Source organism: Enterobacter sp. UNJFSC 003 (assembly GCF_036903355.1).
Lineage (GTDB): Bacteria > Pseudomonadota > Gammaproteobacteria > Enterobacterales > Enterobacteriaceae > Enterobacter.
Map to the genome: position 1 here is coordinate 205,979 of NZ_JBAKHK010000005.1, position 15,979 is coordinate 221,957.

The following is a 15,979-nucleotide window of genomic DNA, read 5'->3' on the forward strand; positions in this document are numbered from 1 at the left end:
GTATGTCCATTAATACTTTACCGCGACCGCTAAATTTCGCCTCACTTTTGCAGTACAAACGCGAAGCCATTCGTCATTACTGTGATCATAATGTAGTACAATCATTTAATGTTGTACTACAATACAGATCACAAAAAGAACAATCCAATAAGTTCAGTGCAAAAAAAGCCCCGGTTGATAACCGAGGCCTATGTATTTACGTGACCCGCTATTGCAGGACAAATTTCTCGATCGCGTAGGCAACGCCGTCTTCCAGGTTGGATTTGGTGACGAAGTTGGCCACCTCTTTCACTGAGGGGATCGCGTTTTCCATCGCCACGCCCATACCGGCGTATTCAATCATCGCAATGTCGTTTTCCTGATCGCCCAGCGCCATGATCTCTTCAGGCTTAATGCCTAAAGCATCGGCCAGTGATTTCACGCCGGTACCTTTGGTGACGCGTTTATCGAGGATTTCGAGGAAGTACGGCGCACTTTTCAGCACGGTATATTTCTCTTTTACCTCCGCCGGAATGCGCGCAATGGCTTTATCGAGAATGGCGGGCTCATCAATCATCATCACTTTCAGGAATTGCGTAGCCGGATCCATTTTCTCCGCTTCGCAGAACACCAGCGGAATGGTCGCAACGTAAGATTCATGTACGGTGTAGTAGCTGATATCGCGGTTTGCGGTGTAAAGCGTGTTGCGATCGAGCGCGTGGAAGTGAGAGCCGACGTCGCGAGACAGTTTTTCCAGGAAACGATAATCGTCATAGCTCAGCGCAGTTTGTGCCACCGTGCTGCCATCCGCCGCTTTCTGTACCAGCGCGCCGTTGTAAGTGATGCAATAATCGCCCGGCTGATTCATATGCAGCTCTTTCAGGTAGCTGTGCACGCCCGCATACGGACGACCGGTGGTCAGTACCACGTTGACCCCTTTTTCGCGTGCGGCGGCGATCGCGTTTTTAACAGCGGGAGAGATAGTGTGGTCTGGCAGCAGCAGCGTGCCGTCCATATCGATTGCAATAAGTTTGATAGCCATGAGTTCCCCGGGATAAATGAGTGCTGCCTCATGCTAACGCGATTAAGCCCACAAAAATAGAGCTACATTGCGCAACAAAACACCCCTTTTCGCCGATCCCGGGGAACGATGGCTTACTCGCGGGTGAGAACGATTTTACCGAACGCGCCGCGATCCAGATGTTCAAGCGCCTGTTCGAGTTCATCAAAGCGGTAGCGATGCTCAATCACCGGTTTCAGACCCGTGACGTCAACGGCACGGACGAAATCTTCCAGCGCCCGGCGATGACCAACGCCAATCCCCTGAATAGACGGAGATTTCAGCAACAGCTCGCCAGCAGACAGCGAAATGTCCGTCCCGGCCAGCACGCCAATGACCGATATACGTCCATGAACGGCAACGGCGCGCAGGGAATGCTTCAGGTTCTCCCCACCTACGGTTTCGATAATATGATCGATACCGCGATCCTGCGTGAGTGCCAGCGTATCTTCAGCCCAGTCGCCTTTCAGACGGTTGATACCCTGGCTGGCCCCCAGTTTTTTAGCCAGCGCCAGTTTTTCATCGCTTCCCGAGGTGACAAACACCTCTGCACCGTGCGCTTTTGCAATTTGCAGAGCGAAAATCGCCACGCCACCGGTGCCTTGCACCAGTACCGATTGCCCGGCGCGTAAATGTCCGCGCTCCACCAGCGCGAACCATGCGGTTAGCCCTGCGCAAGGTAAGGTGCTGGCCTCTGCGTCATTAAGGGTCTCCGGGGATGCCGCCAGCGCATCTTCCTTCACAATCACATACTCGGCCAGCATGCCCTGGAAATATCCGCCGGACGTTTTATAGGGCAGATTGCGCGCGTCCGCCTGGGGCTTACCGTCGATCCACTCAGGGAAGAAGGTTGAGATGACGCGCGCGCCGGGTTTGAAACGCGTAACGCCTTCGCCGATGCTGTCCACCACGCCCGCCATGTCAGACGCCGGCGTAAACGGGAAGGAAAGCGGAATCGGCATCGTGCCTTCAATCACCATTTTATCGCGATAGTTGAGCGCAACGGCATTCACCCGTACGCGCACTTCGCCTGGGCCAGGCTGTGGAACAGGTTCATGAAAGAGTTTAAGGCTCTCGCGCCCGAGGGCGTTCATGGACCAGCGCTGCATTGTCTCTGTCATTTTTTCTCTCTTGCCATCAAATAAGCTTTAGAGATGACAGTCTACCGTTGACGTAATATCACCAGTGGCGATAAGTTTTCTCTATATTGACGCCATAGCAGATACAATCCATGACCGATACGCTGAAGGATATTCCCGTATTTGTGGCCGCCGTTGAGGCGGGAAGTTTTGCTCAGGCCGCCATTCGTCTGCATTTGTCACGATCGGCGGTTGGAAAAAGCATCGCTCGCCTTGAGCAGCGGCTGGGAGTACGCCTGTTTCAACGCACCACCCGCAGCCAGAGCCTGACGGATAACGGCACGCTTTTTTATGAGCGCTGCCTGCGCGCGCTAGAGGAGATTCGGGGCGCAGAGACGCTTCTTGAAACAGGCAAACAGCAGGTTAGCGGCCGCCTGCGCGTTGCCATGCCGGTACTGTTTGGTCGCCAGTGTGTCGCCCCGCTGCTGATAGAACTGACGCAGGAACACCCCGGCCTTGAACTGGAAATGTCATTCAGCGACCGCGTGGTGGATCTCGTCGAGGAAGGATTTGATATGGCGGTGCGCAACGGCACGCTGCAGGACAGCAGCGTTCTGGTCGCCAGAAGGCTGGGTGAGCACCGTATGGTGCTGTGCGCCGCACCGGATTATCTGCAGGAAAGAGGTCAGCCAGAAACCGTTGCTGATTTACCCCACCATGCGGCCATTAACTATCTGCGGGCAGGCAAAGTATTACCCTGGCAACTGATGGATAACGAAGGGGCGTCGCACACCTTTACTCCCCGCTCATCGCTCAATATGGATGATTTGCAGGCGATCTGCGACGCTGCGCTGGCCGGACACGGCATTGCATGGTTGCCCTGTTGGATGGCCAGCAGAGAAATTCATCAGGGAAAACTCGTCCCGCTGTTAAAGCAGGCGCCGGATGTGCGCTTCGACGTGCATGCGGTCTGGCAACAGACGCCACATCTGCCACTGAGAGTCAGAATTGCCGTCGATACGCTCGCCAGCCGTTTACCGTCAGTGCTGTCGATGGATATGTCTGCGTCCATAAAAAAGCCGCGCTAAAAGCGCGGCCTGTGTTTTGCTGTGTAACGATATTAAATATCGATGTTCGCTGCTTTTAGGGCGTTCTCTTCGATGAAGGCACGACGTGGTTCAACCGCATCACCCATCAGGGTGGTGAACAGCTGATCCGCGGCAATCGCGTCTTTAACGGTAACGCGCAGCATACGGCGGCTTTCCGGATCCATGGTGGTTTCCCACAGCTGGTCCGGGTTCATTTCGCCCAGGCCTTTATAACGCTGGATCGCGAGGCCACGACGGGACTCTTTCACCAGCCATTCCAGCGCCTGTTCGAAGCTGGCAACCGGCTGACGGCGTTCGCCACGTTCGATAAACGCATCGTCTTCGATCAGACCACGCAGCTTCTCGCCAAGCGTACAGATGCGACGGTATTCCGGACCGGTAATAAACTCGTGCTCCAGCGGGTAGTCAGTATCGACGCCGTGGGTACGCACGCGAATAATCGGCTCAAACTGCTGATCGGCATTCTGCTGAACATCGCATTTCCACTGGCTACCGTGCTGCTCTTTCTCGTTCAGCTCGCTCACCAGGGTGTTCACCCAGCGGGTGACGGTCTGTTCGTCGCTCAGATCGGCTTCGGTCAGGGTTGGCTGATACACCAGCTCTTTCAACAGCGTTTTCGGGTAACGACGTTCCATGCGCGTAATCATTTTCTGCGCGGCGTTGAACTCGGAAACCAGACGTTCCAGCGGCTCACCCGCCAGTGCCGGTGCGCTGGAGTTCGCGTGCAGGGTAGCGCCATCAAGCGCGATCGCGATTTGGTACTGATCCATCGCTTCGTCGTCTTTGATGTACTGTTCCTGCTTACCTTTTTTCACTTTATACAGCGGCGGCTGGGCAATGTAGACGTGGCCACGCTCAACGATTTCAGGCATCTGACGGTAGAAGAAGGTCAACAGCAGCGTACGGATGTGCGAGCCGTCGACGTCCGCATCGGTCATGATGATGATGCTGTGATAGCGCAGTTTGTCCGGGTTGTACTCGTCGCGACCAATACCGCAGCCCAACGCGGTGATCAGCGTCGCCACTTCCTGAGAAGAGAGCATTTTGTCGAAGCGCGCTTTCTCAACGTTAAGGATTTTACCCTTCAGCGGCAGAATCGCCTGATTCTTACGGTTACGACCCTGCTTGGCAGAACCGCCCGCGGAGTCCCCTTCCACAAGGTACAGTTCGGACAGCGCCGGGTCGCGTTCCTGGCAGTCAGCCAGTTTGCCCGGCAGGCCTGCTAAGTCCAGCGCGCCTTTACGACGGGTCATTTCACGGGCTTTACGCGCCGCTTCACGGGCACGTGCCGCATCGATAATTTTGCCGACCACGATTTTCGCGTCTGACGGGTTTTCCAGCAGGTATTCGCTCAGCAGTTCGTTCATCTGTTGTTCTACCGCCGATTTCACCTCAGAAGAGACCAGCTTGTCTTTGGTCTGAGAAGAAAACTTCGGATCCGGCACCTTCACGGAGACAACGGCAATCAGACCTTCACGGGCATCGTCACCGGTGGCGCTGACTTTCGCTTTTTTGCTGTAGCCTTCTTTATCCATGTAGGCGTTCAGGGTACGGGTCATCGCCGTACGGAAGCCAACAAGGTGGGTACCACCGTCACGCTGTGGAATGTTGTTAGTGAAGCAGTAGATATTTTCCTGGAAACCGTCGTTCCACTGCAGCGCCACTTCTACGCCAATACCGTCTTTTTCGGTGGAGAAGTAGAAAATGTTCGGGTGAATTGGCGTTTTGTTCTTGTTCAGATACTCAACGAACGCCTTGATACCGCCTTCGTAGTGGAAGTGGTCTTCTTTGCCGTCACGCTTGTCTTTCAAACGAATAGACACACCGGAGTTCAGGAACGACAGCTCACGCAGGCGTTTCGCCAGAATGTCATATTCAAATTCAGTCACATTGCTGAAGGTTTCGTGGCTTGGCCAGAAACGGACCAGCGTACCGGTTTTGTCGGTGTCACCGATGACAGCCAGCGGTGCCTGCGGCACGCCGTGCGTGTAGATTTGACGGTGAATTTTACCTTCGCGCTGGATAACCAGCTCCAGTTTCTGCGACAGGGCGTTAACCACTGAAACACCTACGCCGTGCAGACCGCCGGAAACTTTATAGGAGTTATCATCAAACTTACCGCCTGCGTGCAGGACGGTCATGATAACTTCCGCGGCAGATACGCCCTCTTCCGGGTGAATACCGGTAGGGATGCCACGACCATCATCGGTGACGGATACGGAGTTGTCCGCATGGATCGTCACCACGATGTCTTTACAGTGACCCGCGAGCGCTTCGTCGATAGCGTTATCCACAACCTCGAATACCATGTGGTGCAGACCGGTGCCGTCATCCGTATCGCCGATATACATACCCGGGCGCTTACGCACCGCATCCAGCCCTTTCAGGACTTTGATACTGGAGGAGTCATAAGAATTCGACATCAACGTTTCTCGCTCATTTCAACTTGGGTTAATCCGTTATTTTACCCTTTTCCACGGTAAACATCTTCGAATTTTCATCCGACATGTCCAGAACGTGTTCAGCGCTAATAGCGCTGACGAAAACCTGTGACTGCGTCGCTTTTAAGCGGCTGGCAAGCAGTCCGCGTCGTGCGTCATCAAGTTCCGAGGCAAAATCATCTATCAGATACAGGCAGCGTCGCCCGCTTTCGCGGGTGAGAAACTCCCCCTGCGCCAGGCGCAGCGCGCACATCAGGAGTTTGAGCTGCCCGCGCGACAAGGTATCTTCGACCGGTGCGCCGTCTGCACGAATGCGGAAATCCGCCTTGTGCGGCCCGTGCGCGGTATAGGTCAGCATGCGGTCGCGCTCGAAGTTTCTCTCTAACACGTCGGCATAATCCGTCTCTTTCTCCCAGCCACGCTGGAAGGAAAAGGTGAGAGAAAATTCAGGTAAAAACTGTTTGCAGGTGTCGGCCATATCTTCGGCGATACCTGCGCTGTATTCGGCACGCCAGCGGCTGATTTGTTCCGCGAGAGGGATTAACTCCATGTCCCACGGACGCAGCTGAGCATAGCGCGTCACCTGGCGCAGCGCAGCGTTACGCTGCTTAAGCAGCCGCTTCAGGTTGCTCCAGGCGTTAAAAAAGCCGGCTTCGTTGTGAAAGCATCCCCAGTCGAGGAACGCTCTTCTGTATTTGGGGCCGCCGTTGAGTAAAGTAAACCCCTCAGGCGTAATCAGCTGCATCGGCATTAGCAGCGCCAGCTCCGCCACTTTGTGGCCGTCGGTGCCATCAATACGCACCTTGCTGTCGCCCTGTTTGTCTTTGCTCAGGCCGATGGCGGTTTCCCGCTCTTCGCCCTGCAGGCGTCCGTGCAGAACAAAGGATTCCTGCTCGTGGCGAATGACGCGACCAATTTGCAAACTGCGAAACGCCCGGCCATGACCGAGCGTATAGATGGCTTCCAGCACGCTGGTTTTGCCGCTGCCGTTCACGCCAACCAGGAAGTTAAAGCCGGGGGAGAGAGCAAGATCCGCGCTTTCGATATTGCGAAAGTCGCGGATCAACAGACGGGTGAGCGACATTACAGTCTCATTGGCATGACAACATAAGCAGCCGACTGTGATGCGGCATCTTCAATTTGTACGCTCGATACGGAGTCGGTCAGCAGAATGCGAACGTTCTCGCATTTCAGCGCATTCAGCACGTCCAGGACGTAGCTGACGTTAAACCCGATTTCCATTTCTGCTCCGGCGTAGGTGACGTCCAGAATCTCTTCTGCTTCTTCCTGCTCCGGGTTGTTGGCGGTAATTTTGATCTGATTTTCGCTCACATACAGGCGCACACCGCGGAATTTCTCGTTCGAGAGAATCGCCGCACGGGCAAAGGCCTGCTTGAGGCTATCGCAACCCGCTTCCAGCGTTTTGTCCGGATTCTTCGGCAGTACGCGGCGATAGTCAGGAAAACGTCCGTCAACCAGCTTCGATGTGAAGACAAAATCCCCCACGTGCGCACGGATGTTGTTGCTCCCAATCTGCACGCGCAGCGGCGTATCGCCACCGTCGAGCATGCGCATCAGTTCAATCACACCTTTACGCGGCACGATCACCGAATGGTTTGGCAGTGAAACGCCGATAGGCATGGAACAGACCGCCAGACGGTGACCATCGGTTGCTACGGTACGCAGTTCTTCACCTTCGGTTTCGAAAAGCATGCCGTTTAAGTAGTAACGAACGTCCTGATGCGCCATTGAGAACTGGGTCGCTTCAATCAGACGTTTCATCGTCGCCTGTGGCAGGGTGAATTCAACTTCACTCTGCCAGTCATCCAGGTTCGGGAAATCGGCAGCAGGCAGCGTGGAGAGCGAGAAACGGCTGCGGCCAGAGCGTACCAGCATACGGTCGCCTTCCAGCTGCACGGCGATTTCAGCGCCTTCCGGTAGCCCACGGCAGATATCAAAGAATTTACGTGCCGGAACCGTGGTCGCGCCCGCGTCATGCGGCTGAGACAGCGTAACGCGCGCGATCATTTCCATTTCCAGATCTGTTCCGGTCAGCGACAGCGTACCGTCCGCGACCTGAAGCAGCAGGTTTCCGAGAATAGGCAGCGTTGGGCGGCCACCTAATGGGCCACTCACCTGTTGCAGCGGTTTTAATAAATGTTCACGTTCAACGGTAAATTTCATAGCGTCACGATGATAATGTTCTGATTAAATTGGAAAAATCTTCTTTTATGTCGTGGCTTTCTTCACGAAGTTGCTCAATCTTGCGACAAGCATGCAGCACGGTCGTATGGTCACGGCCACCAAACGCATCGCCGATCTCCGGCAAACTGTGGTTGGTTAATTCCTTAGCCAGCGCCATCGCCATCTGACGTGGACGCGCCACCGAGCGGGAACGACGTTTAGACAGTAAATCGGCCACTTTAATTTTGTAGTACTCGGCCACCGTCTTCTGAATATTATCGATGGTGACCAGTTTTTCCTGCAATGCCAACAAATCACGCAGCGCTTCACGCACAAAGTCGATGGTGATCGCACGACCGGTGAAATTGGCGTTGGCGATTACGCGGTTCAGTGCCCCTTCCAGCTCACGCACATTGGAGCGCAGGCGCTTGGCAATAAAGAACGCCACTTCACCCGGGAGGCGGATGTCGTTCTCGTCGGCTTTTTTCATCAGGATCGCGACGCGGGTTTCCAGCTCCGGCGGCTCGATCGCCACGGTCAGCCCCCAGCCGAAGCGGGATTTTAAACGATCTTCAACACCGTTGATCTCTTTTGGATAACGATCCGAGGTCAAAATGATCTGCTGATTACCTTCCAGCAGCGCATTGAAGGTGTGGAAAAACTCCTCCTGCGATCGTTCTTTATTGGCAAAGAACTGAATGTCATCGATCAACAGGGCGTCAACAGAACGATAATAGCGTTTAAACTCTTCGATCGCATTGTTTTGCAGGGCTTTTACCATGTCCTGAACGAAGCGCTCGGAGTGCATATACACCACTTTCGCATTAGGCTTGCGCGCCATGATGCCGTTACCGACAGCATGAAGAAGGTGCGTTTTACCCAGACCCGTACCGCCATAAAGGAACAGCGGGTTGTAGGCACCACCCGGATTATCAGCAACCTGACGAGCGGCCGCGCGCGCCAGCTGGTTCGATTTACCTTCTACGAAGTTATCGAAGGTATGTTTAACGTTGACGTTTGAGCGATAGGTAGGTTCTGCCGGTGCAGGGACGTTATCCCAGCCCTGACGAGCGGGTGCGACGCGAGGTGCAGGAGCGCGAGCGGCCTGAGCTGGCGCCGCCACATTCACGGTTTCACGCACGGTCTGCGTTACCGGTTTTGTCCCCACTTCAAAGCGCAGCTGAGGGACGTCTGACCCGCAGAAGTCATTCAACAGGCCATTAATGTTATTGAGGTATTTATCTCTTACCCAATCGAGCACAAAACGGTTTGGCGCATACAAAGCCAGCGTGTTATCGCTCAGTTCCGCCTGCAATGGACGGATCCACATACTGAATTCTGTGGCTGGTAACTCATCCTGCAATCGGGCAAGACACTGCTGCCAAAGCGAAAGTGACACGGCGGACTCCACTCGAACAATAAAAGAAAACTATTGAATATTCATGATTGTTGGCGCACATCGACATGACCCAATGAGGGGGATGTGCGAACCGCTATCTGCGGTTATACACGCCATCGTTGATACAACCTGAACGATGTTGTGTTTATGCCAGGCCAGGATCGTTGGATCCCGATCAGGACCGCGGATCATAGCCTAAACTGAGCCAGAGATCTTCTGTTTCTCACAGATTCTTCCCGATTTATCCACAGGAAGATCCGAAACCGGGTAAGTGTAAACGATCCTGGTGGGAGTGCCCCACGATTTAGGCCGCATATTGGAAAATTTAATGAGCACAGACAATTTTTTGCTTAAATGATCTAACGAAGATCCGGGACGATCCTTGCGCTTTGTTGGTGAGGCCGTATAATCCTCGACCCGGCGCGTGATGCTCATCTTCCTGCGTCGTCCGTTGCTCATTTTCCACGCGAAAACGTGCGGAAATACGCGGGAAATAAGGAAAGAGAATTGACTCCGGAGTGTACAATTATTACAATCCGGCCTCTTTAATCACCCACGCTGAGGCGTTAGTCGTTCGAAACTCGTTCGGGTATACGCAAAAGTCAGTGAATTTATTCAAGTTTAGGTAGAAATCGCCATGAAACGCACTTTTCAACCGTCTGTACTGAAGCGCAACCGTTCTCACGGCTTCCGTGCTCGTATGGCTACTAAAAATGGTCGTCAGGTTCTGGCACGTCGTCGTGCTAAAGGCCGTTCTCGTCTGACCGTTTCCAAGTAATAAAGCTAACCCCTGAGTGGTTAAGCTAGCATTTCCCAGGGAGTTACGTTTGTTAACTCCCACTCATTTCACATTCGTCTTCCAGCAGCCACAACGGGCTGGCACGCCGCAAATCACCATCCTCGGCCGCCAAAATTCGCTGGGGCATCCCCGCATCGGTCTTACAGTCGCCAAAAAAAATGTAAAGCGTGCGCATGAACGCAATCGGATTAAACGTCTGACGCGTGAAAGCTTCCGTTTACGTCAGCACGAATTGCCTTCTATGGACTTCGTGGTGGTGGCTAAAAGGGGGGTTGCCGACCTCGATAACCGTGCTCTCTCGGAAGCGTTGGAAAAATTATGGCGCCGCCACTGTCGCCTGGCTCGCGGGTCCTGATAGCCCTTATTAGGGTCTATCAGCGCCTGATTAGTCCGCTACTCGGGCCACATTGCCGTTTCACGCCAACATGCTCAAGCTACGGAATTGAGGCATTGCGCAGGTTTGGAGTGATAAAAGGCAGTTGGTTGACGGTGAAACGCGTATTAAAATGCCACCCTTTACACCCAGGTGGAGACGATCCCGTCCCCCCCGGACCTTTTGATACCAGAGAACACTAACGATGGATTCGCAACGCAATCTTCTTGTCATCGCTTTGTTGTTCGTGTCTTTCATGATCTGGCAGGCATGGGAGCAGGATAAAAATCCTCAACCCCAGCAGCAGACCACGCAGACCACGACCACCGCAGCGGGTAGCGCCGCCGACCAGGGCGTACCGGCCAGTGGCCAGGGGAAACAGATTACGGTTAAGACCGATGTGCTTGAGCTGACTATCAACACCCGTGGTGGTGATGTTGAGCAAGCGCTGCTGTTGACCTACCCAAAAGAGCTGAAGTCTACCGAACCGTTCCAGTTACTGGAAACCACACCTGAGTTTATCTATCAAGCTCAGAGCGGCCTGACCGGTCGTGATGGCCCGGATAACCCAGCAAACGGTGCGCGTCCGCTGTATAACGTCGAGAGTGATACTTTCGTGCTGGCCGATGGTCAGAACGAACTCGCTATCCCGATGACTTACACCGACGCCGCGGGCAACACCTTCACCAAAACCTTCACCCTGAAACGCGGTGAATATGCGGTGAACGTGGGCTACAGCGTGCAGAACGCCGGTGCGAAGCCGCTTGAAGTGTCGACCTTTGGTCAGCTGAAGCAGTCCATCAATCTGCCGTCTCACCGTGACACCGGAAGCAGCAACTTTGCGCTGCATACCTTCCGCGGCGCGGCGTACTCCACCCCTGATGCGAAGTACGAGAAATACAAATTCGACACCATTGCCGATAACGAAAACCTGAACGTCAGCTCTAAAGGCGGTTGGGTGGCAATGCTGCAGCAGTATTTCGCCACTGCGTGGATCCCGAATAACGACGGCACTAACAACTTCTTTACCACGAACCTGGGTAACGGTCTTGCAGCCATCGGCTACAAATCTCAGCCGGTTCTGGTTCAGCCGGGTGAAACCGGTAAGCTGGCAAGTACCCTGTGGGTTGGCCCGGAAATCCAGGACAAAATGGCAGCCGTTGCGCCTCACCTGGATCTGACAGTGGATTACGGTTGGTTGTGGTTCATCTCTCAGCCGCTGTTTAAGCTGCTGAAGTTCATCCACAGCTTCGTGGGTAACTGGGGCTTCTCCATCATCATCATTACCTTTATCGTTCGTGGCATCATGTACCCGCTGACTAAAGCGCAGTACACCTCCATGGCGAAGATGCGTATGCTGCAGCCGAAGATTGCTGCAATGCGTGAGCGTCTGGGCGATGATAAACAGCGTCAGAGCCAGGAAATGATGGCCCTGTATAAAGCAGAGAAAGTGAACCCGCTGGGTGGTTGCTTCCCGCTGCTGATTCAGATGCCAATCTTCCTTGCGCTGTACTACATGCTGATGGGTTCCGTTGAGCTGCGCCATGCGCCGTTCGCACTGTGGATCCATGACCTGTCCGCACAGGACCCGTACTACATCCTGCCGATCCTGATGGGCGTGACGATGTTCTTCATCCAGAAGATGTCTCCGACCACAGTGACCGACCCGATGCAGCAGAAGATCATGACCTTCATGCCGGTCATCTTCACCGTGTTCTTCCTGTGGTTCCCGTCAGGTCTGGTGCTGTACTATATCGTCAGCAACCTGGTGACCATCATCCAGCAGCAGCTGATTTACCGTGGTCTGGAAAAACGTGGCCTGCATAGCCGCGAAAAGAAAAAGTCCTGATTCGGTAACTTAACGCTAAAATAAGGGCGGTCAATTGACCGCCTTTTTTATTTGTATTGAACGAGAGCAACCATGAGCCATAACGACACTATCGTCGCCCAGGCAACCCCACCGGGACGCGGTGGTGTAGGCATTCTGCGTATCTCCGGCCTAAAGGCACGTGAGGTAGCCGAAGCAGTGCTGGGTAAACTGCCAAAGCCGCGCTACGCTGATTATCTGCCGTTTAAAGACACCGATGGCACCCCGCTGGACCAGGGTATTGCGCTGTGGTTTCCCGGCCCGAACTCCTTTACCGGCGAAGACGTGCTCGAACTTCAGGGCCACGGTGGCCCGGTTATCCTCGACCTGCTGTTAAAACGTATTCTTGCTGTCCCTGGCCTGCGCATTGCGAAGCCGGGCGAGTTCTCCGAGCGTGCCTTCCTGAACGACAAGCTCGACCTTGCACAAGCCGAGGCGATTGCTGACCTGATCGACGCCAGTTCTGAGCAAGCGGCCCGCTCTGCGCTGAACTCCCTTCAGGGGGCGTTTTCTGCTCGCGTGAATCACCTTGTGGAAGCACTCACTCACCTTAGGATCTACGTCGAAGCGGCTATCGACTTCCCGGACGAGGAAATCGACTTCCTCTCTGACGGCAAAATCGAAGCCCAGCTCAACGACGTGATGGCCGATCTCGATGCCGTCCGCGCCGAAGCGCGCCAGGGAAGCCTGCTGCGGGAAGGGATGAAAGTAGTGATTGCCGGCCGCCCTAACGCCGGGAAATCGAGCCTGCTGAACGCCCTGGCGGGCCGTGAAGCCGCCATCGTCACCGATATTGCCGGTACCACCCGCGACGTCCTGCGCGAGCATATCCACATCGACGGAATGCCGCTGCACATTATCGACACCGCCGGTCTGCGCGATGCCAGCGACGAAGTCGAGCGCATTGGTATCGAACGTGCCTGGCAGGAAATCGAGCAGGCTGACCGCGTGCTGTTTATGGTGGATGGCACAACCACCGATGCCGTTGACCCGGCGGATATCTGGCCGGACTTTATCGCCCGTCTGCCTGCCAAACTGCCGATCACCGTGGTGCGCAACAAAGCGGACGTCACGGGTGAAACGCTTGGCATCAGCGATGTAAATGGTCACTCACTCATTCGCCTCTCGGCTCGCACCGGAGAAGGCGTGGATGACCTGCGTAACCATCTCAAGCAGAGCATGGGTTTTGACACCAGCATGGAAGGCGGCTTCCTGGCGCGTCGTCGTCACCTGCAGGCGCTGGAAGAGGCCGCGAATCACCTTGTTCAGGGTAAGGCGCAGCTTATTGGCGCATGGGCGGGCGAGCTGCTGGCGGAAGAGTTGCGCCTGGCGCAGCAGAATCTGAGCGAGATCACCGGGGAGTTTACGTCGGACGATCTGCTTGGTCGGATATTCTCAAGCTTCTGTATCGGCAAATAAACCCCGCATATAAAAGGTGATTTCCCCTCAGGAAATCACCTTTGTCCAAATGGCAACTCGCTTAATCCCCTTTCTCCCCCTATTCTGCATGCCTGCATCCATGGGGGGTTTATGGCTCGTTTTCTCTTTTGTAGTTTTGCGCTGGTTCTGCTTTATCCGTCTGGCATTGATATGTATTTGGTGGGATTACCGCACATCGCCCGCGATCTGGGCGCCAGCGAAGCGCAGCTGCACATCGCGTTTTCGGCCTACCTCGCGGGCATGGCATCCTCAATGGTCTTTGCCGGTAAAATCGCGGACAAAGCGGGCCGCCAGCCAGTCGCCATCACGGGCGCCATCATCTTCGCGCTGGCATCAGTACTCTGCTCACTGGCGCAAGACAGCACCGTGTTCCTGTCAGGGCGATTTATCCAGGGCATTGGCGCAGGCGGTTGTTACGTCGTGGCTTTCGCGATTTTACGCGACACCTTAAGCGCCCAGCGTCGTGCCAAAGTGCTTTCCATGCTCAACGGCATCACCTGCATTATCCCGGTGCTGGCACCTGTTGTAGGCTACCTGATCATGTTGAAATTCCCCTGGCAGAGTCTTTTCTGGACGATGGCGGCCATGGGTGCGCTGGTGTTTGTCATGGCGATTACGGTACTCAAAGAAACCCATCCTGGCGCGCAAAATACGGGACATACCGCAACCCTTCATCCAACCGAGAAGCTCATTAACCGCTTTTTCCTCAGCCGCCTGGCCATCACGACGCTGAGCGTGGCGGTGATCCTCACCTATGTAAACGTTTCCCCTGTCTTACTCATGGAAACCATGGGCTTCGATCGCGGCGAGTATTCAACGGTAATGGCATTAACCGCGATGGTGAGTATGGCCGTGTCGTTCTCAACACCGTTTGCGCTGAACATCTTCCGTCAGCGCACGCTGATGCTGACTTCGCAGGTGCTGTTTCTGGCGGCGGGCGTGCTTCTGGCGACCGCCAGCACTCATGCGGTTATGCTGGCAGGAATTACCCTCATCTGCGCCGGATTCTCGGTAGGCTTTGGGGTGGCGATGAGCCAGGCGCTCGGCCCGTTCTCGCTGCGCGCCGGGGTCGCAAGCTCGGTGCTGGGTATCGCCCAGGTCTGCGGTTCGTCGCTGTGGATATGGCTTGCAGCCGTTCTGGGCCTTAACGCGCTGAATATGCTGATCGGGGTTCTGATTGGTTGTAGCATACTGTGTATCATCCTACTTTTGCTTATCCAGCCCGCGGCACGCTATGAAGAAGCCCCTCAGCAGTCTCGATCTTAACCTGTTGCTGTGCCTGCAGCTTTTGCTGCAGGAGCGCAGCGTCACCAAAGCCGCGAAACGGATGAACGTCACCCCATCCGCGGTGAGTAAATCGCTGGCAAAGCTGCGCGACTGGTTCGACGATCCGCTGTTCGTGAAAACGCCGCTAGGGCTATTGCCAACGCCGTTAACGGTGAGCCTGGAGCAGGATTTGGCCGACTGGATGCAGATCGGCAATCAGATCCTCGATAAATTTCATCATGACTCACCCGGCGGGCTGACGTTCGAATTGGCGGCAGAAACGCCGCTGATGCTGATCCGCTTTAATGCCCTGCTGGAACAAGTCAACCAGCGCTATCCGCAGGCCACGGTGAAGATGCGACACTGGGATTACGACTCGGTGGACGCCATTACGCGCGGGGAGGTTGACCTCGGCTTTACCGGGCGCGAAACGCATCCGCGCTCACGTGAACTGCTGAAATTGATGCCGTGGTTCATCGACTACGAAATCCTGTTTAGTGACCGTCCGTGCGTCTATCTTCGCGAAGATCACCCGGCGCTTCAGGAAGAGTGGAACCTGGAGACCTTTCTGCGTTACCCGCATATCAGCATCTTCTGGGAACGCAGCGACACCTGGGCGCTTGATGAAGTGCTCCGGGAGATAGGTCGCGAGCGCAATATCGCGATGAGCCTGCCCGGCTTTGAGCAATCGATGTTTATGGCGGCGCAGCCTGGCCATAATTACATCGCCACCGCACCACACTACTGCCGCCACTATAATCAACTCCACCAGCGCAAGCTGGTCACCCTCCCGATTCCCATTGATGAAGCGCAAGCGGAACAGCTGACCGTGCCCTTCACGCTGATTTGGCATAAACGGAACAGCCACAACCCCAAAATCCTCTGGCTACGCGAAACCATTAAGTCGCTGTATGCTGCTTCAGGTCCTATATTTGCCTAAGAAAATGTAAAGTTCGGTCCTCAGGCTTCTCATACGCCCATTT

The 15,979-nt window shown here is 54.9% G+C and carries 14 protein-coding genes; 8 read left to right on the forward strand and 6 right to left on the reverse strand.

The features are described 5' to 3' along the window. Positions 1 to 208 precede the first annotated feature (208 nt). Both yidA and V5P19_RS14830 read right to left on the reverse strand, forming a co-directional pair. Positions 209 to 1,021: a sugar-phosphatase gene (gene yidA, locus V5P19_RS14825; RefSeq protein ID WP_334404527.1), complete on the reverse strand. Its 813-nt coding sequence runs from the start codon at positions 1,019 to 1,021 to the stop codon at positions 209 to 211. Positions 1,022 to 1,134: 113 nt separating this feature from the next. Further along, positions 1,135 to 2,160, reverse strand: coding sequence for an NAD(P)-dependent alcohol dehydrogenase (locus tag V5P19_RS14830; RefSeq protein ID WP_334404528.1), 1,026 nt, complete (start codon positions 2,158 to 2,160; stop codon positions 1,135 to 1,137). Positions 2,161 to 2,270: 110 nt separating this feature from the next. Here V5P19_RS14830 and V5P19_RS14835 point away from each other — a divergent pair, with 110 nt between their 5' ends. Further along, positions 2,271 to 3,206: a LysR family transcriptional regulator gene (locus V5P19_RS14835; RefSeq protein WP_334404530.1), complete on the forward strand. Its 936-nt coding sequence runs from the start codon at positions 2,271 to 2,273 to the stop codon at positions 3,204 to 3,206. 32 nt (positions 3,207 to 3,238) lie between these two features. On the opposite strand, the gene gyrB is transcribed toward V5P19_RS14835, so the two are convergent. From gyrB to dnaA, 4 genes are read right to left on the reverse strand one after another with little or no spacing between them, the layout of a single operon-like run. Beyond that, positions 3,239 to 5,650, reverse strand: coding sequence for a DNA topoisomerase (ATP-hydrolyzing) subunit B (gene gyrB / locus V5P19_RS14840; protein ID WP_334404532.1), 2,412 nt, complete (start codon positions 5,648 to 5,650; stop codon positions 3,239 to 3,241). Between the two features lie 28 nt (positions 5,651 to 5,678). Then, positions 5,679 to 6,752, reverse strand: a complete 1,074-nt coding sequence (recF, locus tag V5P19_RS14845) for a DNA replication/repair protein RecF (protein ID WP_334404535.1) — start codon at positions 6,750 to 6,752, stop codon at positions 5,679 to 5,681. Further along, entirely contained in the window at positions 6,752 to 7,852 is a 1,101-nt protein-coding gene (gene dnaN, locus V5P19_RS14850; protein WP_334404537.1) for a DNA polymerase III subunit beta, read from the reverse strand. Before dnaN ends, recF begins: the two co-directional genes overlap by 1 nt. A 4-nt stretch (positions 7,853 to 7,856) precedes the next feature. Further along, positions 7,857 to 9,251 (reverse strand): chromosomal replication initiator protein DnaA, encoded by a 1,395-nt coding sequence (gene dnaA / locus V5P19_RS14855; protein ID WP_334404539.1) that lies wholly within the window; start codon positions 9,249 to 9,251, stop codon positions 7,857 to 7,859. Between the two features lie 637 nt (positions 9,252 to 9,888). On the opposite strand from dnaA, the gene rpmH reads away from it, so the two are divergent. The 7 genes from rpmH (at position 9,889) to yidZ (ending at position 15,936) form a co-directional block, all read left to right on the forward strand. After that, positions 9,889 to 10,029 (forward strand): 50S ribosomal protein L34, encoded by a 141-nt coding sequence (rpmH, locus tag V5P19_RS14860; RefSeq protein WP_003849659.1) that lies wholly within the window; start codon positions 9,889 to 9,891, stop codon positions 10,027 to 10,029. Between the two features lie 16 nt (positions 10,030 to 10,045). Continuing rightward, positions 10,046 to 10,405 (forward strand): ribonuclease P protein component, encoded by a 360-nt coding sequence (rnpA, locus tag V5P19_RS14865; protein WP_334404542.1) that lies wholly within the window; start codon positions 10,046 to 10,048, stop codon positions 10,403 to 10,405. Beyond that, positions 10,369 to 10,626, forward strand: a complete 258-nt coding sequence (gene yidD, locus V5P19_RS14870; RefSeq protein ID WP_001307474.1) for a membrane protein insertion efficiency factor YidD — start codon at positions 10,369 to 10,371, stop codon at positions 10,624 to 10,626. Before rnpA ends, yidD begins: the two co-directional genes overlap by 37 nt. A 2-nt stretch (positions 10,627 to 10,628) precedes the next feature. After that, a complete protein-coding gene (gene yidC / locus V5P19_RS14875) occupies positions 10,629 to 12,272 on the forward strand; it encodes a membrane protein insertase YidC (protein ID WP_334404544.1) in 1,644 nt (547 codons plus the stop codon). Positions 12,273 to 12,344: 72 nt separating this feature from the next. Further along, positions 12,345 to 13,709 carry a tRNA uridine-5-carboxymethylaminomethyl(34) synthesis GTPase MnmE gene (gene mnmE, locus V5P19_RS14880; RefSeq protein WP_334404546.1) on the forward strand — a complete coding sequence of 455 codons (1,365 nt, stop codon included), beginning with the start codon at positions 12,345 to 12,347 and terminating at the stop codon, positions 13,707 to 13,709. A gap of 111 nt (positions 13,710 to 13,820) precedes the next feature. Beyond that, positions 13,821 to 14,996: an MFS transporter gene (locus tag V5P19_RS14885; RefSeq protein WP_334404548.1), complete on the forward strand. Its 1,176-nt coding sequence runs from the start codon at positions 13,821 to 13,823 to the stop codon at positions 14,994 to 14,996. Further along, the gene (gene yidZ, locus V5P19_RS14890) at positions 14,965 to 15,936 is read left to right on the forward strand and encodes an HTH-type transcriptional regulator YidZ (RefSeq protein ID WP_334404550.1); all 972 of its coding nucleotides are present in this window, start codon (positions 14,965 to 14,967) and stop codon (positions 15,934 to 15,936) included. The genes V5P19_RS14885 and yidZ overlap by 32 nt, the downstream gene beginning before the upstream one ends. Positions 15,937 to 15,979 lie beyond the last annotated feature (43 nt).